This is a genomic window from Nitrosomonas sp., assembly GCF_019635155.1.
GTDB lineage: Bacteria > Pseudomonadota > Gammaproteobacteria > Burkholderiales > Nitrosomonadaceae > Nitrosomonas.
Genome location: NZ_JAHBZY010000001.1, coordinates 143,541 through 165,412, shown reverse-complemented (window position 1 = coordinate 165,412; position 21,872 = coordinate 143,541). Strand labels below are relative to the sequence as shown.

16 protein-coding genes and 1 pseudogene are annotated in these 21,872 nt (G+C 48.2%); 10 read left to right on the top strand and 7 right to left on the bottom strand.

Annotation, left to right across the window (positions count from 1 at the left end; translation table 11 throughout):
- Positions 1-44 precede the first annotated feature (44 nt).
- Positions 45-1,874 (bottom strand): copper oxidase, encoded by a 1,830-nt coding sequence (locus tag KF839_RS00795; RefSeq protein ID WP_292915906.1) that lies wholly within the window; start codon positions 1,872-1,874, stop codon positions 45-47.
- A gap of 214 nt (positions 1,875-2,088) precedes the next feature.
- On the opposite strand from KF839_RS00795, the gene KF839_RS00790 reads away from it, so the two are divergent.
- The 3 genes from KF839_RS00790 to KF839_RS00780 all read left to right on the top strand — a co-directional run bounded on the left by KF839_RS00790 (position 2,089) and on the right by KF839_RS00780 (position 6,331).
- Positions 2,089-2,988, top strand: coding sequence for a DUF6502 family protein (locus KF839_RS00790; protein ID WP_292915905.1), 900 nt, complete (start codon positions 2,089-2,091; stop codon positions 2,986-2,988).
- Positions 2,985-4,826 carry a DUF5666 domain-containing protein gene (locus KF839_RS00785; protein WP_292915904.1) on the top strand — a complete coding sequence of 614 codons (1,842 nt, stop codon included), beginning with the start codon at positions 2,985-2,987 and terminating at the stop codon, positions 4,824-4,826. The genes KF839_RS00790 and KF839_RS00785 overlap by 4 nt, the downstream gene beginning before the upstream one ends.
- A gap of 179 nt (positions 4,827-5,005) precedes the next feature.
- Positions 5,006-6,331 (top strand): hypothetical protein, encoded by a 1,326-nt coding sequence (locus KF839_RS00780; protein WP_292915903.1) that lies wholly within the window; start codon positions 5,006-5,008, stop codon positions 6,329-6,331.
- A gap of 47 nt (positions 6,332-6,378) precedes the next feature.
- Here the strand turns inward: KF839_RS00780 and speB are convergent, their stop codons facing one another.
- A complete protein-coding gene (speB, locus tag KF839_RS00775; protein WP_292915902.1) occupies positions 6,379-7,356 on the bottom strand; it encodes an agmatinase in 978 nt (325 codons plus the stop codon).
- A 192-nt stretch (positions 7,357-7,548) separates the two neighbouring features.
- Here speB and KF839_RS00770 point away from each other — a divergent pair, with 192 nt between their 5' ends.
- The 7 genes from KF839_RS00770 (at position 7,549) to KF839_RS00740 (ending at position 15,531) form a co-directional block, all read left to right on the top strand.
- Positions 7,549-8,058, top strand: a complete 510-nt coding sequence (locus tag KF839_RS00770; RefSeq protein ID WP_292915901.1) for a septal ring lytic transglycosylase RlpA family protein — start codon at positions 7,549-7,551, stop codon at positions 8,056-8,058.
- Positions 8,059-8,294: 236 nt separating this feature from the next.
- Positions 8,295-9,014 (top strand): Crp/Fnr family transcriptional regulator, encoded by a 720-nt coding sequence (locus KF839_RS00765; RefSeq protein ID WP_292915900.1) that lies wholly within the window; start codon positions 8,295-8,297, stop codon positions 9,012-9,014.
- 96 nt (positions 9,015-9,110) lie between these two features.
- A complete protein-coding gene (locus tag KF839_RS00760) occupies positions 9,111-10,358 on the top strand; it encodes a lipoprotein-releasing ABC transporter permease subunit (protein WP_292916069.1) in 1,248 nt (415 codons plus the stop codon).
- On the top strand, positions 10,351-11,040 hold the full coding sequence (gene lolD, locus KF839_RS00755; protein ID WP_292915899.1) for a lipoprotein-releasing ABC transporter ATP-binding protein LolD: 690 nt from the start codon (positions 10,351-10,353) through the stop codon (positions 11,038-11,040). The genes KF839_RS00760 and lolD overlap by 8 nt, the downstream gene beginning before the upstream one ends.
- Before the next feature lie 42 nt (positions 11,041-11,082).
- On the top strand, positions 11,083-12,792 hold the full coding sequence (locus KF839_RS00750) for an ABC transporter ATP-binding protein (protein WP_292915898.1): 1,710 nt from the start codon (positions 11,083-11,085) through the stop codon (positions 12,790-12,792).
- Between the two features lie 93 nt (positions 12,793-12,885).
- Complete coding sequence (locus tag KF839_RS00745) at positions 12,886-13,929, top strand: phosphoglycerate mutase (RefSeq protein ID WP_292915897.1); 1,044 nt, start codon at positions 12,886-12,888, stop codon at positions 13,927-13,929.
- A 90-nt stretch (positions 13,930-14,019) separates the two neighbouring features.
- Positions 14,020-15,531 (top strand): sensor domain-containing phosphodiesterase, encoded by a 1,512-nt coding sequence (locus KF839_RS00740; protein ID WP_292915896.1) that lies wholly within the window; start codon positions 14,020-14,022, stop codon positions 15,529-15,531.
- 46 nt (positions 15,532-15,577) lie between these two features.
- Here the strand turns inward: KF839_RS00740 and KF839_RS00735 are convergent, their stop codons facing one another.
- From KF839_RS00735 to KF839_RS14840, 5 genes and pseudogenes are all read right to left on the bottom strand, one after another.
- Complete coding sequence (locus tag KF839_RS00735; protein WP_292915895.1) at positions 15,578-16,957, bottom strand: NAD(P)(+) transhydrogenase (Re/Si-specific) subunit beta; 1,380 nt, start codon at positions 16,955-16,957, stop codon at positions 15,578-15,580.
- Complete coding sequence (locus KF839_RS00730) at positions 16,958-17,266, bottom strand: NAD(P) transhydrogenase subunit alpha part 2 (protein WP_292915894.1); 309 nt, start codon at positions 17,264-17,266, stop codon at positions 16,958-16,960.
- Between the two features lie 60 nt (positions 17,267-17,326).
- On the bottom strand, positions 17,327-18,448 hold the full coding sequence (locus tag KF839_RS00725) for a Re/Si-specific NAD(P)(+) transhydrogenase subunit alpha (RefSeq protein WP_292915893.1): 1,122 nt from the start codon (positions 18,446-18,448) through the stop codon (positions 17,327-17,329).
- Between the two features lie 160 nt (positions 18,449-18,608).
- Positions 18,609-18,986 carry an Hpt domain-containing protein gene (locus KF839_RS00720; protein WP_292915892.1) on the bottom strand — a complete coding sequence of 126 codons (378 nt, stop codon included), beginning with the start codon at positions 18,984-18,986 and terminating at the stop codon, positions 18,609-18,611.
- A gap of 1,716 nt (positions 18,987-20,702) precedes the next feature.
- Positions 20,703-21,527, bottom strand: a pseudogene (locus KF839_RS14840) (FAD-dependent oxidoreductase); the annotation flags it as partial.
- Positions 21,528-21,872: the final 345 nt, after the last annotated feature.

The following is a 21,872-nucleotide window of genomic DNA, read 5'->3' as shown; positions in this document are numbered from 1 at the left end:
ACATTACACTTTATTTGAAACTATCCGATTCAGTTTGCAAGCGCTTACTGAATCGGATTTCGTTGCGCTGGTGTTAATTGGTTGCTCCATTCGGCAGGCAAATTCTGCACCCAGCCGTTATAAACCAGCGGAATCGGCAGAACCCCTTGTCCACCCATGCCCGGATACGCCGAAATGGTGTCATCAATGGCGGTGTTAGTTGCAGCAAACAATCCCACTGCACCGACAATGGTTGCATCAGCTGGGTTTCCATCGTTATTCGGATCGATATCGACAACCAGCATTCTGTTCGAAAATTTGCTGGTTACGTAGACATAATAACCGCCACCTTGTTTAGCGCCGTATTGCGCCCCGTGACAACCCGGATCGCAAGGTAGCATCGCTACAACCTCATCGGTTAGAGTGTTTACAATCGTAATTGTGCCGGTCAATGTATTGGCGGTTACCATGCTTTTCCCATCCGGCGATACCGGTGTTTGGATCGGTAATGCGCCAACTGGACCGGAAATGGCTCCGGTAATAGGATTGTAGTTGGCGATCAGATTGATATGTTTTACCACCCGATGCGTATCCATATTCACGACCGTAATAGTGCTATCAAGCAGATTGGCTACATAGTATTTGCTGGCATCGGGCATCATCCCGGTCGCCAACGGATGACTGAAAGGACCGCCAACCGGCAGGATGGCTTCGATACGATCGCTGTGGAAATTGTATTGGGTGCTATCTCCGTCCAATACATTAGGCGTTACCATGATCTTACCGTCATGGCTCATCCAATGCGCATGCGGATTGCCCCTGCCGATATCGACCCGGCGTAACACTTGCGTGGCAAGCGGCGATAGCTCCATCACCGAATCGGTTCGCACATCACCATTGTTGGTTACATGAATCAAGTCTGAGTCAGTCAATGTCATCACATGCGCCGGCGCTTCACCGACTGAAACATTGCGAACCAGCCTGCCGGTTGCACGATCATAGACCGCCAATTTTTTATCAAACCATTGCGTGACATAAATCACATTTTGATTTTTGTCGGTCCACATATTATGCGGATTGTTCATTTTGATGGACGGAAGAGCCACTTTACGCTTGATTTGCCAGGATACGCCATCTACAGCAGTCACCGTCCCCGGCTTGGATTTTCCCGAAGTTTCTTCAAATTGCGTGGCGACCCAAATTTCACCCACCGCCGGTGTCGCCGGCTTAACCAGGGGATTGAGCGCAATATCGTTGCCGTAACGGGCATTGAGCACGGCGGGTAAGTTCACAACACCAATGTCGACACGCACGTCGACATTCGGATAAGTAATGTGCCAGGGCGCATGACTTGCGTAGTTCTGCCAGTTCGCCGGATTGGTTGCGATAAAAAATGTCCGCAGTAACCGCGTGGCCAGATCGCTACTGCTAGGAATATTGATGCCATTGATCAAGCTGAGATTCGCTCCGAGATCCAAACCGGTTGTGGCCGGATCGTCGACAATGACCGCACCGAACATATAAGGATGAATACTGCAAGTAAAAACATACAATCCCGGCGTTGTGAGCGTCAAACTGTCGCCCCCTTTTTTCGGATTGGTATTAAATGGCATGCCGGCCGCTCCGGTTGGGTAGATCAAACTGGTTCGGGTATGCACGGTATTGGAATTACCGGAAAAATTGACGCGCACCCCCGGCGCCGCAATGGCAATGGAGCGATTACCGGCAACCGCCACGCCCGTATCGAACCAACGGCCCGGGTGATCGGTTAACTCAAAATTAACTTCGTTATCACCGGCAAAACCGGTATTTACCAACAACAGTGACAGTGCAAAACAAAGAACAAGCCAGGCAAGCATGTCATGAGCCTTCTTGATTCCAGGTAATTCGAACATAAAACCTCCTCTTAGCTATAAAACTGTATATCTACGTTTCACCGCACAACGATTGACTTCGATCTCATCAATTTTTATTAGTGTGAAAATTTCCCGCACTTGCAAGCACTATACGTGGGAATTATTTCCATGTCAACAATTGTGTGATTATTTCCCACGATGTGATATATTACGTACTGTTTTCGATTGAAATACCATTTACAGCAGCCAATCTATGCATGGAGTTCGCAACAATCATTCGTATTCAACCGCGCTGATCGTCGCTTTGCGCCGGATATTGCGGCCCTTTGTCAAACTGATGCTGGCAAATGGCATCACCTTTCCATTTTTATCCGAATTATTGAAGGGTATCTTTGTAGAGGTTGCCGACAGCGAATTTAGAATTGGCGGCAAATCTTCGACTGATAGTCATTTGAGTTTACTGACCGGCATCCACCGTAAGGATATCAAGCGGTTAAGAACTTACGTGCATTCCGATGCCGAAACAATCCCGCAAGCCGTATCGTTAGGCACGCGCCTGGTTAACTTATGGACCAGCGATCCGCGTTTCGTCGATGAAAATAACCAACCCAAACCATTGCCCCGTTTCTGCAAAGAAGGAGGGGAAATTTCCTTTGAAGGATTGGTTGCCAGTGTAAGCTGCGATATCCGTTCACGGGTTGTGCTGGATGAATGGCTCAGATTGGGTGTCGCCCACTTCAATGACAGCAACCAGGTATGTCTCAATACCGCAGCATTTATCCCGGCCAATGGATTCGAGGAAAAAGTTTATTATTTCAGCCATAACTTGCACGACCATGCAGCGGCTGCAACCAGCAATTTGCTCGGAAACAATCAACCATTTCTTGAACGAAGCGTATCTTACGATGGACTCAGCGCCGATTCCGTCAAAAATCTTGCTGAAATATCAGGACAACAAGGAATGGAAACACTCCTCGCTATCAACAAGGCAGCGATGGAGTTTGAAAAAAACGATAACGGTAAAAACGAGCCTCAGCACCGCATGACATTCGGCATTTATTACTACACCGAACCGGTTACCCCCGAAGAACCGGCCGATGACAAAGCGGAAAATGCCCCTCACGCGCACGGCAATCGCTCACTGCCTGAATGAAAAATCTTAATTTGACTGCCCGGAGCCGTTTTATCGCGCGTATTGTCCTGGTTGCCGCGATCGCTCTGTGTTTTTCCAGCGGGGTATTCGCAAAAAACAACTGCGACACTCGTGCGACGATCCTCAATCCTGCGATGATCGCACATGCGGACTCAGGAATCGGCGGTACCGGTATAACGACCACTGAATCGGGAATTGGCGGTACCGGATTGCACGAAGGCGGCATTGGCGGCACCGGTAATCCCGCGGGTGGAATCGGAGGAACCGGCAATGTTGCAAACGATGGTGGCATCGGCGGCACCGGGATCATCGGCATTATTACCGGCTTCGCCAGTATCTGCGTCAACGGCATTGAGGTTCACTACGACAGCAACACGACAATCCAGGTGGACGATCAGTCAGCGGCGGTCCGCGATCTCGCAGCCGGACAACTCATTGCCGTCCGCGCATCGGGCAGTGGGTCAGAGCTTACTGCACGCCACATCGCAATCATTCATGCCGCTGTTGGCCCGATTAGCGCGATCGATTATGAAAAAGGTGAAATGCGCGTGTTAAATCAAACAGTGCAACTTACTCGCTTGGAAGATCGCCACAGTCTGTCAACCCTGAAAACCGGAGATTGGACGCAAGTCAGCGGCCACCGGTTAGCCAGCGGCGCAATCGTCGCGTCGCGCATTGAGACGATACCGCCGCGATCGGAAGCCAAACTCAATGGCTACGTCACGCACATCGATAGTCAAGGCTTCGAAATCAATGGCACGCGCATCCATGCCAGTGCCCAAGCGCCGATTGCCAATATCTCGCAAGGCATGGAAATATCCGTAACCGGGCATTGGAATGGCGCCAGTTTGCAGGCCGAACGTATCGCCAGAGAACCCACTCGTCAGAACATCGGAAACGTGCAGCAGCTTGTCATCGAAGGATATATCCATGCGCTTGACGACAAAGCGATCAACCTGGGTAACCGGGTTATCACGCTTGATTCCAATACCCAGATTGCAGGTGCTTCGAGAAACGAACTGCGGCCTGACCAACGTATTCAGATAACCGGCCAGATGGAATCGGATCAACGCATCATACCTGAGCAAATTGAAATGAAGCAGGAACAGCCCCTGCTTCTTCAGCAAAAAATCGACCAGGATGCGATCGATAGTCATCGCCAGGAGCATAAAAGAACTACCAAAGACGAGCCGGAACCCAGATCCGGCGATGGCGATCAAGATGGAAAGCACGGTAATGGTAAAGACGGTGATCTTAACCATCCCGGTAAAGACGAATTGAAAAAAGAAACCGATCGGCATTCCAATAAAGATCATGAGCCTGGCGATAAATCCCGCGCCAGCGATTCCGGCAAACCATCCGGGGATGCGAAACAATTCGACCGCAAAGAATCATTGGAACGCGAACAATCCCCCGACAGTCATCGCTCTGATAAATCGGAAAAAACCAGCGACTCACATTCGCATGAACCGATCAATATTCAAAACGACTTGCCACTCGGCAGCGATCGCGATCACAGCGGGCATTCCGACCGGGATCCCGGTCATCGCGATACCGATCATCTTCGCGATCAGCTGCCCGATAGGGGGGATACCCGCGATAGCGGACAAGATCGCAGCGAATTTCACGACTCCAAAGATTTATTACGCGATAGTGATCGCTTATCGGATAGAAACGATCGTCATTATGACGGACTCTCGGATCGAGATTTCAGCCATCGCGATACCGATCATATTCGCGATCATCTACCCGATGGGGATGTTCGCGAGAGCGTACGGGATCGTAGCGACTTTCACGATCGCGAAGTCGGTCATCGCGACAGGGATATCGATCGGTAGCGCACAATGATGCCAGATCACCAGGATACCAAGACCTTATTATTTCTTACGTAGGACTGAAAGCAATCATTCCGCAGACAGTTTATTTTCCGCCACAGGTAATTATTTCATTATTACATTCCCGAAATATATCGGTGTATTGCTTCGCTTTGTATCAACTGCAAATACCATTAATCTTTATGTACCGTTCTTTATCAGCCTGCACACTTGCCATTCTCTCGTTAGTTCCGTTCTCAGCGCTCGCAAATGGCTTGAGTTTCAGCACAGCCACCGATTTCACCACGGGTCATTACGGTGGAACCAGCGCGACGGATATCTGGTATGTCCCTTTTACTACGCGCTACGATAAGGATCGCGCATCTTTTCGATTGATTATTCCGTATCTCAATATCACAGGACCGGGAAACATATTGGGACCGGGCATCGGCGGCATCGATGGCCGCGAAACCATTATCGAAGGTGGTTTTACCGGCATTAGTTCCGGCAGCGGCGGCGGTACCGTTGTCTGTGATGATAACAATGAAGATTGTTCTGGCAAAAACCCGGGGCGGAGTGAAGATAACTCTGATCCCGGTGGTGGCGGAAGCGATGATGGCAACAACTCCGGTTCCGGCGTAGGGAACGGGGATGATAACGACAACTCCGGTACCAGCGGAGGAAATGATGATGAAGGCGGCGGCAATTCCGGCTCTGATGATGGAAGCAATGGCGACGACAACTCTGATCCCGGCAGCGATGACGGAAGTGACGATAACGACAACCCTGACTCCGGCAATGATGAGGAGGAGGGGGATGATGATAATTCCGGTTCCGGTGGGGATGATGGTAGCGACGACGATGATTCCGATTTTGTCGATGGAGAGGACGATGACAGTGGCAACGATGATGGCAGCAGTGATGATGACGGCAGTGATGACGATGAAGACTCGAGCGGATCATTTTCCAGAATAAAAGCAAGAAAAATCGCTGCTGCCGGTCTGATCGGCGGCACCCCTCTGGGTGGACCACGTCTGCCAAGTTCAACACGTTCCGGCTTGGGCGACATCATCACGGCATTTAGCTACAACCTGATTGATCACGCACCGACCGGCGTCTTTTTTGATATTACTACACGTTTAAAAATTCCTACGGCCAGCGAAAGGCAAAATATGGGTACCGGTAAGATTGACTTCGCCATTCAGGGAGATTTATTTAAAATGATCTCCAAATTCACACTCAGCGCGACGTTAGGGTATCGGATTCTTGGCAATCCTTCCGGGATTACTTTTCATAACGTAGTGTATGGTGGCGCAGGCATTGGTTACCGGCTGACTCCTGCCGCCACGCTCGGCACAAGCTACAATATGGCGCAATCACCTGTGGGATTGGAAGACAGCAGGGATTTAACACTCTATCTTTCACAGCGAATCACCCATCATTTCAGGCTCAATGTTTATGGTTTGCGGGGTTTCTCGGAACGTAGCCCTGATTGGGGCAGCGGCATCAATCTACGCTATGTTTTTTAACAATACCGGAGTGTCCGCGCGCCCACTCACTCTTACTTCAGAATTGTTCAGGGATGCAGAAGACCGTCCGCTTTGCGTTTCGCCAGCAAGCAAATAAAATCACAGGCAATATGCGCAGCAGCCAGCGCGGTAATTTGACTATGATCGTAAGGTGGCGAAACTTCAACGATATCCGCACCAATGAGGTTAATCCCGGTTAAGCCGCGAATGACGCTCAGCGCTTGTGCCGTTGAGAGTCCCCCGCAAACCGGCGTACCGGTGCCGGGCGCAAAAGCCGGGTCGAGGCAATCGATATCAAAGGTCAAGTACGCCGGGTGATTCCCGACAACCCGCTCAATCTCCGCAATCACGGCATCGGTACCATGCCGATGCACCCAGGTTGCATCCAAAATATGCATGCCCATGAAATCATCGTTCCATGTCCGGATGCCTATTTGTACTGAACGCTTGGGATCAATCAAACCATCCTTGATCGCCTTATAAAACATCGATCCGTGATTCAGTGAATCAGGGGATGCGTCCGTCCAGGTATCGCTATGCGCATCAAAATGAATCAACGCCAGCGGCTCTCCGAATTTCTCCGCATGTGCTTTGAGCAGAGGGTAAGTGACATAATGATCGCCACCGAAAGTCAACATGCGCGCGCCGGAACCCAAAATATGACGGGCGTGATCGGCGATCGCTTGGTGAAGCGTCATCGGATTATGAACATCGAGATAGCAATCACCGTAATCGATCACCGCCAAATTTTCAAATGGATCGAATCCCCAAGGATAGGGCTTTAAAGAAGCAACTTCGGCAGATGCCAAGCGGATTGCCTGCGGTCCAAAACGAGCGCCGGAACGATAAGTCACGGCCAAATCGAACGGAATACCACTGATCACTAATTCCGCTCCGCCGAGGTCTTTGCTGTAATTACGCCGCATAAAAGAAAGCACCCCCGAAAAAGTCGGCTCACGCAACATGCCATGGGGATTATCCCGTACGATTGCGCCATCAATCTTGATTGAGTCATCGCTTGCCATAGGAGCTCCTTTGATTACTGCAACTTAATGTTTATAGTTACTTGCCGGCATTTATTCAAACTTGCTCATAATATGGTTGTACACGCGGCAGATTCAAGTGCTGCCGCTCAAAAATGAGAGATCTCCGGATGGATCAATGCGATGGCTTGACGTTATAATCTTCGTGTTTAAGAATGGATGTTTCTGAACGTTATGCAATTTTCAATCCATCACAAGCAAATTGGGACAATGTTGCTGATAGCGGGATTCGCGAGTGGTTGCGCTTCGCTGTTTCCCGGCAGCTCATCGCCGGGTCCTGAAATACGCGGCCATTCCCGGCCGAATCTTAACGCGGCTTATAATAGACCCTATAAAGTAAAAGGGGTTACTTATTATCCATTACGAACCGCAGCCGGTTATCGTGAAATCGGTCATGCTTCCTGGTATGGTTCGGAATCAGGCAATCGCACCGCCATGGGAACCCGTTTTGTGCCGCATGGATTAACGGCGGCCCACAAGACGCTGCCGCTACCCACCCGGGTCAGGGTCACCAATTTGCACAACGGCCGCTATGTGGATGTTGTAGTAAACGACCGGGGGCCTTTCAAAAAAGGCCGGATTATCGACTTATCGCATGGCGCAGCGAAAAAAATCGGATTACATGGTGTTGCTAAAGTGAGAGTCGAACATCTGAGCGACAAAATCAGCCAGACCGAGAAATGACCTGACCCGGTTCGATCAAATTGTTTTTCTCTATGCAGTTCAAAGCGGCAAGACATATCAAACTATCAGTCGAATTCACACATCACCCAGCGTCGCAAACCGCTCTCGCAAACAGTTGATCAACGCTCCATTAAATATTCTTTCTAAAGATATATCATAACATTACCTCTTTAAGCGCTTGGCAGAGTTGTTTAGAATGAATAAACAATAGCCCTTCTGAAAAGTGCGTAATAACAATGACAACACGAAACATACCGCCTGAGCGTGCTACCGCGATGCTATCGTTGATTAAAGAATTTCAATATCTCTCACCCGGAGATATTGAAATCATAGCAAATGCATGTCAATGGCACCGATATGACGCAGGCAGTGAAATCGTGCGTTATCATGATCATACCAACAGCGCTTTCTTCATCGTGCAAGGTGAGATTCGCGTGATGTATCATGGTTTATCGGGACAAGAAGTCATATTGTGTGACTTACTGACTGGTGAAATGTTTGGCGAATTAACAGCAATTGATGGTCACCCTCGCTCAGCCACCGTCAAAGCGCGAACGAGCGTTTTGCTGGCATCAATGTCGGCGGCCGATTTCCAAAATCTGATCTATTCCAACCGTCAAATTGCGGAAACCATCCTTAAACGCCTGACAGGACAAGTGCGTCGCTTGACTGAACGAGTTTACGATTACAGTACCTTGGCGGTACGGAACCGCATTCAAGTGGAATTATTACGTCTTGCACGAGAGCACGTCACTTCCGAAAATACTGCGATCATTTCTCCGGCACCAACGCAAACCGAAATCGCGAATTTGGTGAGCACACACCGGGAAGCGGTATCTCGAGAGCTGAATAATCTGGTCAAGGATAAATTAATTATGCGGCAAGGACATGATTTACATATCCTCGATGTGGCCAAACTTACCGACATGGTCAATGAAGTACGTGGCGGTTTCTAGTTAAAATCTGACAATAGCGGTTCCTAATTATTTGTTAGGACTTGCCTAAATGTGGCAAACTTCGCTGTCAAGATTAATTACGGGTATTTTAATTCTGTGTCCCCCTATGAGCTATTCATTGGATTACGCTATACGCGTGCCAAGAAACGTAATCACTTCATCTCGTTTATTTCACTGATTTCTTTGATGGGCATCACACTGGGAATGACAGCGCTTATTACGGTCATGTCAGTGATGAATGGTTTTCAGAAAGAAGTCCGCACCAGAATTCTGGGGGTCGCATCGCATGTTCAAATCGGCAGCTTCCAAGGTAATGTGCGCCATTGGCAGCAAATCGCGGATGAAGCGACCCGGCACCCGGCGGTAGAAGCTGCGGCGCCTTTTGTCAGCGCTCAGGGAATGGTGTCGCATAATCAAGTGGTACAAGGCGTTCTAGTGCGCGGAATTTTGCCGACTATGGAAGACAAGGTTGCCGATTTTTCCAAAACGATGGTAAGCGGTAAGCTCGATGACTTGGTCCCCGGAGAATTCGGCATCATCATCGGCATGGAACTGGCGCGTATGATGGGCACATTTGTCGGCGAAAAGATTGTACTGATCTCGCCGCAAGGGCAAGTCACACCGGCAGGTATTTTGCCAAGATTGAAACAATTCACCGTCGTCGGAATTTTTGAAGTCGGACATTTCGAATATGATTCCGGTTTGGTTTTGATCCATATGTTCGATGCACAAAAACTCTACCGCATGGAAAACGACGATGTTTCCGGCGTACGCTTAAAATTAACCGACTTGTTTCTAGCACCAAAAGTAGTGCAAGAATTGCCCGCAATGCTATCAATCGACACACATATCAGCGATTGGACCAAACAGCATGCCAATTATTTTCGTGCCATCCAAATAGAGAAACGCATGTTATCGCTGATTCTGGCGTTGATAATCGCAGTTGCTGCATTCAATATTGTGTCCACCTTGGTGATGGCGGTCACCGATAAGGAATCGGATATCGCGATTCTTAGAACGCTCGGGGCAAGTCCTCGTAGCATCATGAAAATATTCATCGTCCAAGGAACATTTATCGGTGTCCTGGGTACGGTGCTCGGTGTCACCGGCGGCATGCTGCTGGCATATAACGTCGGGGAAGTCGTCGCTTTTATTGAAAGTCTGCTTAACATTCAATTTCTATCCCGGGAAATTTACTACATCAGTAAGATTCCAACCGATCCGCAGATGGCCGACATCACAACCGTTGCCGTCACTTCGTTTATATTGAGCTTGCTGGCAACCATCTACCCCAGTTATCGAGCTTCCAAAGTCAATCCCGCGGAGGCCTTGCGCTATGAATGATGCTGTCATTTCTTGCCGCAATCTGATCAAACAGTTTTCACAAGGCGATTTGACAGTACCCGTGCTCAAAGGGGTCAACTTGGATCTGCAGAAGGGTGAGATGCTGGCAATCGTCGGATCTTCCGGTTCCGGCAAGAGTACCTTGCTGCATGTACTGGGCGGATTGGATGCTCCCACGAGCGGTGAAATCAGAATCCTAGATCATGACATCTCCAAAATTAGTGAAGAGGAACGTTGCAGGTTACGAAACCACTCGCTTGGTTTCATCTATCAATTCCATCATTTGCTACCGGAATTCAGTGCACTCGAAAATGTAGCCATGCCTTTGCTTATCCGTCGTTTATCCACCGAAGAAGCCTACGATCTCGCAGCCGATATGTTGAAACTGGTTGGCTTGGGTCACCGATTGACCCATACCCCCGGTGAATTGTCTGGCGGCGAACGTCAACGCGCCGCGGTTGCACGAGCACTGGTTACACGTCCTGCTTGTATTTTGGCTGACGAGCCAACCGGAAATTTGGATCGACAGACTGCAGAAAAAGTGTTTGATCTGATGTTAGAATTGAACCACAAGATTAGCGCCAGTTTGATCATCGTCACACACGATTCGCGCCTTGCCGATCGCGCTCAACGAACTTTACAACTCATCGACGGTGTTTTATGTAATGTTTCCCCGTCGTAAGAGTAATTTCAATCAATAATGTTTTCTGTGTAATACCCGCATATGCGTACATTGTTCACGTACATCATGGTTTTTCCCCAGCGCAGCGCATTCGTACTCGTTGCGTTGCTGATCGCCGGCATCGCGGAAGGCTTGAGTCTGACTGCACTATTACCATTAATATCGATTGCCGTTGGCGATTCCGGCGGCGAGAACGATTCCGGCATCGGTCAATTCATGGAAAAAGCGCTGCGAGACATCGGTATCGATCCCACGCTGGATACCATTCTGGTCATTATCGTCGGCGGTATGTTTTTCAAGGGATTCGTGCTGTTGCTGGCGAATCGTCAGGTCGGTTATACCGTTGCGCATGTGGCCACTGCTTTGCGTCTGGATCTGATCGAAGCTTTGCTGGCCAGTCGCTGGCAATATTATCTGCGCCAACCGGTCGGCTCGCTCGCCAATTCCATCGCCTCGGAAGCTTATCGCGCAGCTAACGGTTTCGAGCACAGCGTCAATGTGTTGTCTCTGATGGTACAAGTACTGGTATACGCTATCGTCGCACTGTTCATCTCATGGGAAGCCACGCTCGCCTCATTGATTATCGGTTCTTTCCTGCTGTTTGTACTCAACAGCTTAGTCAGCGCAACACGTCGCGCAGGCACGAAGCAAACCCATTTGTTGCGTGATCTGCTTGCCTACCTGTCGGATGTGCTGAGTTCAGTGAAATCACTCAAAGCGATGGCACGTGATAACGTGGCCGATGCCATTTTGCGCGAGCAAACGCAGCAACTGGAAAAAGCCACGCGCCGCGAGGTGATGAACCGGGAAGCTCTGAACTCGCTGCAAGAGCCCATTCTCGCCGCTCTGACAGCCAGCGGTTTGTATCTTGCGCTGGTGGTATGGCAACTGTCCTTGCCGGAAGTGATGTTGATGGTATTTTTGTTGACACGCATTCTGGGCTTGTTGAATAAAACGCAGCGCCGGCACCAACAGTTGGCCGCACAAGAAAGCGCCTACTGGGCATTGCGCAGGGCCGCCGAGGGCGCGCGCGCAGCCGCCGAAAGAGCGACTGGAACACTGCACCCCACGCTGCAAAAAGGTGTAACGCTGCACCACGTACGTTTCAACTATGAACGCAAAGTGATATTCAAGGATTTGAATATCGAAATACCGATCAATACATTCACCGCTGTCATGGGGCCGTCCGGTACCGGCAAGAGCACGCTGCTGGACTTGTTGTGCGGGTTGACAGAGCCGCAATCCGGTGAAGTGCGGATCGACGGTGTTTCATTGCACGACATTAATTTGCGCGAATGGCGCCACATGATCGGTTATGTTTCTCAAGACACGATTCTGCTGCATGATACCGTGATGAATAATATTCTTGTGGGAGAACCTGCCTTAACGGCTGCTGACGCGGAACGAGCATTGCGTCAAGCGGGTGCATGGGATTTTGTCAGTCTGTTACCGGAAGGATTACAGACCGTTGTCGGTGAACGTGGCGGGCTGCTTTCCGGCGGGCAGCGTCAGCGCATTGCCATCGCGCGCGCTTTGGCTCATAAGCCGTCATTCCTGATTCTGGATGAACCGACCAGCGCACTGGATCCGGAAAGCGAGCAAACGATTTGTGAAACATTACAAAAACTGGCCAAGGATTTAACGATTATTGCAGTCTCTCACCAACCGGCCGTCATCAACGCTGCCGACCGGGTTTTTATGCTTTCCAATGGTGAAGCGGAACCATTGTCGCAAACATCCAATCTGCAATAGTTGCAATATCGATTGCATAAAACTTTCCGCAAGGAAATAGTTTCTTATGCAATCACTCATCATAGAAGCGAATTCAAAAAAGCTTTTCGAACAATGAAATTACATTTACTCATCCCACAATTATTCTGGCCTGAAAAGCTACAACCGGAAATTTATCAGGCCTTGCCGGCTCCTTACTTATCGAAATTACTTTCTAAAAGCCGTTTCGTTGTTGAATCCGCTGAAGATATGGAATCATGGCTTTGCAAGCAGTTCAATATAGCCGAACAACAGCACAATTGGCCAATAGCACCGCTTATGTTGCATATTGATGCGCCCGACATGTCAAAATCCAATAAAGATTTCTGGTTGCGTGCCGATCCTGTGCACCTAAGAATCGAGCAAAATCATATTATGTTAGCTGATAGCCAAGCTTTCCAAATCTCACAACAAGAAGCTGAAGAAATAGTCGATAGTATTAACCGTAATCTTGGTGATCAAGAGTTCTCACTCATACCATTTCATCCTGATCGCTGGTACATTCGAATGCCTAAAATCCCAGATGTGCATACGTATACCCTTGATCAGGTAACATGCAAAAATATCAATCGGTATTTACCTTCTGGCAGAGACAGCACTCGGTGGCACAAATTATTCAATGAAATTCAAATGTTGCTGCATGATCATCCTATCAATCAAGCGCGAGCATCCCGCGGGGAATTGACCATCAATAGTGTTTGGTTTTGGGGAGGTGGGCAAGCGCCGCAGTCAATCAGCTCTTCTTTTACACATATTCATAGCGACCATGACTTACCGCGCGCACTCGCATTAGCCACTCAAACCAACAGCTCCGGACTCCCTGGAAACCCCAGTGAATGGATGCAGATACCGCATTCCGGTACCCACTTAATTGTTCTGGATGCGCTGCAAAGTAAAGCAAAATATCGAAATGGCTATGATTGGCGAGAAACCCTGATGACTCTGGAACAGCAGTGGTTCTCATCGATCTATCGCGCATTGAAAGAAAAGAGAATTAATCAGCTAATTATTACAGCATTAAACGAAACCGGCTCTCGGAATTTTATAATCGAACCCGTTGATCTGTGGAAATTCTGGCGCCTAAACCAACCACTCATGACACATAGTAACAAACATTGACGTATCTAATATTTTAGATGGTGCTGGCAATCAGGATTTCTTAATTGTTTTTTGTTTTACGAAAACAGTCACTTTATACAAGGAATCAAAGTGCAAAAGACTAAATCATATATTGCGACCTCATTAGCGCTTATATCCGCGATCATTCTTGCAGTAAGTTCATTTTTTCCAACAGAACTTACTTTCTCATTTTATGAATCCGCTGCATTATGGCTTCTATTGATAGTGGCTATATTGCTTACTATCGGTCAGATTTCACGCACAGAAAAAAATATTATAGATTGTTCCGATCAGCTTCAAATTAGTAAAGATAGACTCGGAAACGAGATAAAGCATCGTTTATGGGCAGAAAAAACGGCTTCTGAAAATAAAATAAAATCACAATTTATCGATGAAAACATGCCGGTAATGTTAGCTTATTTCAACACTGAATTCCGTTGCCGCTATCACAACCGTATTTTCCGCCGATGGTTTAGTCTCACTGCAGATCAAATAGATGGCAAGCTATTAAAGGAGTTCTCAGGAGAGGAGTTTTCTGCTGCTATCCTAAATAATTCAAAAGAAATCCTCGCAGGAAAAACCATTCATAATGAGCGTATTCTCAAATCAACCAAAGGATTTCCATATATATTCACGGAACAGTATCTCCCGCACCTCGACAATAAAGGAAAAACAATCGGTTTTTACACACTGCATACTCCCCGCGCTCAGGAAAAAAGTCGCATCACTCCAAAGCACAAAGCAGAAAAAGAGAAACTGAATGAAGCGCTACCGGCAAAAGCGCCTGATAGTACTGCAAAAGATACTGCCAGTATTCAACAAAATGACATGCAAGCCTCATCCTTAGGCGTCTCGGCTGCACGTATTGCGCAAGCAATTGAAGGAGGGGAGTTCAATATTTATTGTCAGAAAATAGCACCGGTGAATTCTTCGGTTGCATCCTCGCACTATGAGATTCTCATTCGTATGCATGAAGAAGAAAGTAATCTGATGCCACCCGGCTCATTCCTGCCTTTGGTCGATCAATTTAAAATGATGCCAAAATTGGATCGATGGATAATAAATCATATTCTCCAATGGCTATCGACGCACGCCAATTCCGATTATGTGTTTTATTTAAACGTTGCAAAAGACACTTTAAGTGATCAAACTTTTCCCATTTTCATCCAAGATCAGATTAATAAAACAAAAACCTCAGCTACTAATATTTGTTTTGAAATTGAAGCTTCTGATGCGGAATCCGATGTAAGGAACACTATTCATTTTACTCAGAAAGTTCGCGATATCGGCTGCTTGGTATCGTTATGCAGTGTCGATGGCAATGCAGAAACACTTGAATTATTGAATAAAATTAGAGTTGATTGTTTAAAAATCGATGGCAGTTTGATTTGCAATATCTTGCGTGACGAAGATGACTTAGCCAAAGTACAAGCGATTAATAGCCTTGCTCACCAAGCTAATATTAAAACGATCGCCGAATTAGTTGAAACCGATGAAATTATTGAAAAACTTAAGGAAATAGGCATTGATTACGGACAAGGATTCGGTATTGGCAAACCTCATCCGTTCGCTGAGCTTGATCAAGGAAATGAAAAAGGGTGATATCTTTCTACAAGAATAATCACCCTTAGCTGATGAAGGACTACACTTACAAGGCCTTGACCATATTTTCTACTACTTTCTTCGCATCGCCGAATATCATCATTGTCTTATCCATATAAAACAAATCATTATCCAAGCCGGCATATCCTACTGCCATGCTTCTTTTAACAACCATGACAGTACGAGCTTTATACGCATCCAAAATCGGCATGCCATAGATAGGACTTCCGGGTACATTCGCAGCCGGATTAACCACATCATTAGCGCCCAAGACCAGAACGACATCGGTATTAGAAAAGTCGCTATTGATCTCCTCCATCTCCAGAACTTGCTCATACGGAATTTCAGCTTCCGCCAGCAGCACGTTCATGTGGCCGGGCATACGACCTGCAACCGGATGGATGGCAAAACGAACATTGACGCCTTTTTCATGTAATTTCTCAGCCAATTCCTTGACGGCATGTTGTGCACGAGCAACAGCTAAGCCATAGCCTGGAACAATAATAACGCTATCCGCATTTCCCATCAGGAATGCTGCGTCATCGGCGCTGCCGCTGCGGTAGGTTTTTTGAACACCGCTATCAGCTGCGACTGTACCGCCATCACTACCAAACCCGCCCAATATGACAGACAGGAATGGGCGATTCATCGCTTTACACATAATGTAGGAAAGAATCGCACCCGAACTGCCAACAAGCGATCCGGCAATGATTAACATTGGATTACCCAACGAGAAACCAATTCCTGCAGCCGCCCAACCCGAATAAGAATTCAGCATCGAGATCACAACCGGCATATCCGCGCCACCAATCGGGATAATTATCAGGAACCCCAGTACAAATGCGATGGCCGTCATCGCGATAAAAGCCGTCCAATTGGTGGTATCGCTGAAGAAGAACCATAAACCGAATCCGATCATCCCGAGCGCCAATATCAAATTGAGCGCATGTTGCCCGCCAAATACAATCGGCGTGCCACTCATTCGTCCTGAAAGTTTCAGGAATGCAATGACCGACCCGGACCAGGTCATGGCGCCGATAAACGTGCCCAGAAATAACTCCAACTTGCTTCCGGCAGGGAGCACCTCCGGCAAACCGAATGAAACCGGATTATTAACCGCTGCAATTGCAATAAAAACAGCGGCCAAACCTACCAATGAATGCATAAACGCCACAAGTTCCGGCATTGCGGTCATTTGTACCCGCTGCGCCACAATCGCGCCAATAATGCCACCCACCGCTATGCAAGCAAGAATCAAAATCCAATTCTGCGTAAGCGTTAGGGTCGTGGCAACTGCTATCGTCATTCCGACGATGCCGAATAAGTTACCACGGCGCGCAGATTCAGGTGAACTTAAACCTTTTAGAGCCAGTATAAAAAACACTGAAGCCACTAAATATGCAAGTGCTACCATATTTGCTGACATTTACGCGCTTCCTTTTTTATCTTTTTTCTTGAACATTTCCAGCATTCGTTGACTCACCAGAAATCCGCCAAATACATTGATTGCAGCCAGCGTCACTGCCGCCGCACCTAACCAAACGCCCCAATCAGTTTCTGCAGGCCCCGCTGCCAACATCGCTCCGACAAGAATAATACCGGAAATGGCATTCGTTACTGACATCAGCGGGGTATGCAGTGCAGGTGTAACGTTCCAGACCACATGATAGCCAACAAAAATTGCTAGCACAAAAACCGTTAGATTAATAATAACTGGATCAACGTCACCAATCATATTGACTCCTTTAAAATTCGTTTACTGATCGCTCGCGATAAAACAAATAACTTTATTAAGTTAACCAGCGATTTCTCCACCTGCGCAAAGCAATGTTCCCGCAATAATCTCATCCTCACGATCTATTTTGAGAGCGCCACTCTCCGGATCCAGCATCAAGTTTAGAAAGTTCATCAGATTCCGCGCATATAACGAGCTTGCGTCTGCTGCCACCAATCCTGGAAGATTTGCAATGCCGACCAGATGCACGCCGTGCTTGACAACCGTCTGGTTTAATTCAGACAGTGGACAATTACCACCCGCTTCAACAGCCATATCTACTATCACCGATCCCGGCTTCATGACTTTGACCGTTTCTTCTTTCAACAATACTGGAGCCGGGCGCCCCGGAATCAAAGCGGTTGTGATGATAACATCCGCCGCAGCCGCTCGCTCATGAACAAGCTCGCCTTGGCGATGTTTATAGTCATCGGACATTTCCGTTGCATAACCACCGGCAGTTTCGGCTTTTGCTTTTTCTTCATCGTTAAGCGGCACTTCTATAAACTTAGCGCCCAAACTTTCTACCTGTTCCTTCACCGCGGGTCTAACATCGAAAGCTTCGACCACGGCACCCAGCCTTTTTGCTGTGGCAATCGCCTGCAACCCTGCAACACCCGCTCCCAGCACAAGAACGCGAGCAGCTTTCACGGTTCCCGCCGCAGTCATCAGCATCGGAAAGAATTTTTGGTACACATTGGCCGCCATAATGACAGCTTTATAGCCCGCAATGTTTGCCTGCGATGAAAGAACATCCATGCTCTGCGCCCGGGAAATACGCGGCAACTTCTCCATTGCAAACGCCGTTAATCCATGCTGAGACAAAGCCGCCACCCCATCTTTTTGATGAGGCGACAGAAGACCTACCAAAACTGCGTCTTTACGCATCATCACCAATTCAGCAGCTTCCGGACCTCTCACTTTGAGGACAATTTGTGATTGTGCATATAACTCAGCAACATCCGTAACTATCGTCGCACCCGCTTCTTGATACGCCGAATCCGGTATACTGGCCCCAGCACCGGCGCCGGATTGTACCAAAACTTTATGAACACCCTTGGCAGTAAATTTCTTCACGGTCTCCGGTGTCGCCGCTACACGCGTTTCACCACCGCGAATCTCTGCTGGTATGCCTATTTGCATTGATTATCTCCCTTTTCTTTCCAACCTACTCGCAAAAAATAACTACACTGTGTTCAATTTATTAATGAATTGCGGATTATAAAGCAATTTATGTGCAATGCATTAACCGGATCAGGAAAAAACTTTGGTATGACTTGATTTTGAGACTGTTTTCAATTTATTAAGAAATCTCACCGAACTCTTTCTGGAATTGCCGGGTAATCCGATCCAACAAAAGTGGAATTTTGATCAATAGCACCTCCGCTTCATTCCAATCATTATCACAACCCGCTTTCTCAAGCGCTTCGCAAAGCTCTGCAAAACCTGCTGCACCAATGGTTTTAGCGGATGATTTAAGTTTATGCCCCAAACGCCCAAGGGCGGGTAAATCTTTTTCGGCCTGCGCCTGTTTCATCTCTGCCAATGTGCTATTGGCAACTTCAATAAATTTAAGAGCAAATTTACAAACCAATGCGGAATTGTTATGAAACATCTGGCGCATTACCGCTATATCAACGGGCAGCAATTCGTCCGGTATCGATTCCTCTTTTCCAGTCACTTGTTTTTACACTCCGGTTTTTAAACAACGATCAATCCAACGACCTGTCAATTTCTCCTGCACTGTATTTTGACGCAAACGTGTCGCCAATCCTGGAAAATCCACTTGATCCAATGGTTGATCTTGATTGAAACACGAAAAGACGTAAGTGATTTTTCCACTATCCGGATCTTGGTGTGGCTGCAAGCACTGCGCACATACTTCTTTCATCATGCATTGCATCGGTGAATTGATCGAACCAATCGCAAAATGATCCGCCTTCAAATACGGCTTTAACTGATTATGGCGAGCAACTCCGACAGCAGCCATCATGCGATCCGAACCAATCGCGATGATATGATCGGCATCCACCAGTGCCACGGGCTGCTCGCCCAATTTACCGCTGGCGTATGCTTCCATGGCTTGTACAATATTCCCTACATAGCTTTTATCTTGCGGACGGGTAGCGGTAAAACCGGGCGATTCGTCACAACACCACACCACAATATCAGCCGCCGCCTCAATTTCAGCGACTTTATATCGATCGATCAATTTTTTATAGCCCGCGAAGTACAGCACTTTCGATCCGGCTGCACGCGCCGCGGCACCGATAGAAAAAAGCACCGCATTACCAAGTCCACCGCCAACCAACACTACGGTCTGATTCTCCGGAATTTCCGTTGGTGTTCCGGTAGGACCCATGAGCACAACCGGCTCACCTGGTTTGACCAATGCACAGAGATTGGACGACCCTCCCATTTCCAATACTATAAGTGAAACCAAGCCGCGCTCAATATCCACCGAAGCGCCGGTCAGAGCAAGTCCTTCCATTGCCAATCGAGTATCTTTGGCAATCGGTGCCGATGTTGAAAAATTCTGAAAACGATAGAACTGCCCTGGCTGAAAGTGCTCCGCCGCCATCGGTGCATGAACCACCACTTCGATAATATTCGGAGTCAATCTTTCCACTGTATGAATTGTCGCACGCAACTGATTATTTAACTGCGAAAAGAATTGCTCCGCCGGTTGACCGGATGCCGGTTGAACGCGTTCCAGTACCCGGTTGACGATCGGATAACCCTGCTTAGCACTCGACATCGCTTTTACGACATTCCCAGAATAAGAAGGGTGCAAATCACCGAAGAAGCTGATAAAACGGCCATCCTGAGCATCATTTCTGTACCGGCTCATTAATACGATCGGTGCCTCAGGCTTGGGATTGCCATAGACCGGTTGCGCCGGATTGCCCTCTTCGTCGCACGCCGCAAAATAGCGGCCATTCAGTTTAAATAACTTTTCATCCTCGCGCGCCAGCACCGTATTCGGCTGCGTACCTGCGGCAACCAGCAAAGCTCGCGCAGGTAGTTGCACCTTGCCCGCATCATGCCATTGTCCACTGTCGTCGCATTTCTGCACAGCAAACTGCACCGATTGCGCATGACCCCACGCATCGATATTAACACGCACAGGCGTCATTCCTTCAGCAAACCAAATACCTTCCTCTAACGCTTTTTCCACTTCCTCATGATTCAATGTATAAGACGGGCTATCAATCATGCGTTTCCGGTACGCAAGAGTCGCGCCACCCCATGACTGCAACAATTGAACAGTGCGCGCCGGGCGATTTTCCCGCTCAGCCGTTTGCCGCTCTGCACGAATCGCACGTGCGTGTGTCAGGAATTCATCGGCAATTTCTTTTTCTTCCTCGTCCCATATTTCGCGAATAGCCGCTTCCCCTTGCACCGCTGACAAAATTTCATAGCGCTGCAAGAATTTCTCAACCTGTACCGGATAATAAGCCAATGCTTCAGTCGCAGTATCAATTGCAGTTAAACCGCCACCAATCACAACAACCGGTAGCCGTAACTGCATGTTTGCAATCGAATCGCTTTGCGCGGCGCCCGTTAACTGCAGAGCCATCAGAAAATCGGATGCCGCACGCACGCCTCGAGCCAATCCGTTCGGCAAATCCAACACGGTCGGCTTTCCCGCGCCAGCCGCTAAGGCGATGTGATCAAATCCCATAGCGAAAGCATCATCGGTTGTCAAAGTACCGCCAAAACGCACACCACCGAACAAAGCAAATTCTTCTCTGCGTTCTAACAACAAGCGGATTAATTTCAGGAAATTTTTGTTCCAGCGCACCGTAATACCATATTCCGCCACGCCACCGAAACCGCCCGGTATACGCTGATCCAAATTTTCTTCAAGCGTATCGGCATGCTGTATCGCTTTGAACGGCACTCGTTTGCCCAATTGCGTCACACCGGAAATATCTTCCGGCAGAGGTTCGATTTTAAGACCATCGATCCCGACGACGGTATGGCCTTCATTCATCAAGTGGTGCGCCAGTGTATATCCGGCCGGTCCCATGCCTACGACCAGTACTTTGCGGCCAGACGCTGGTTTCGGTACCGGTCGATGCAAATTCAACGGATTCCATCGAGTTAACAAGCTATAAATTTCAAAACCCCACGGCAATGCCAGCACGTCTTTTAACGTCCGTGTCTCAGCTTGCGGAATGTCGACGGGCTCCTGCTTTTGATAAATGCAGGATTTCATGCAATCGTTACAAATCCGATGGCCGGTGCCCGCGCACATGGGATTATCCAACACGATCATCGCAAGACTGCCGACCGCCACACCTTGCGTTTTCAGTTTGTGGAATTCGGAAATGCGTTCTTCCAACGGACAACCCGCCAGTAATGCTCCCAGCTCACTTCTCTTAAAAGTCGCCGGTTCATCCGGTACTTTTGATTTTTGTATCAAACCTTTTGAGCATGAATCTTTTCCTTGCTCATGGCACCAGATGCAATAATTCGCTTCATCCAGCGCTCCCATTAAATCCGTCCCGGCATCGGTCAATGCGAAGCCGTCACGTTCACGCACATGACTTAACCGATGAAC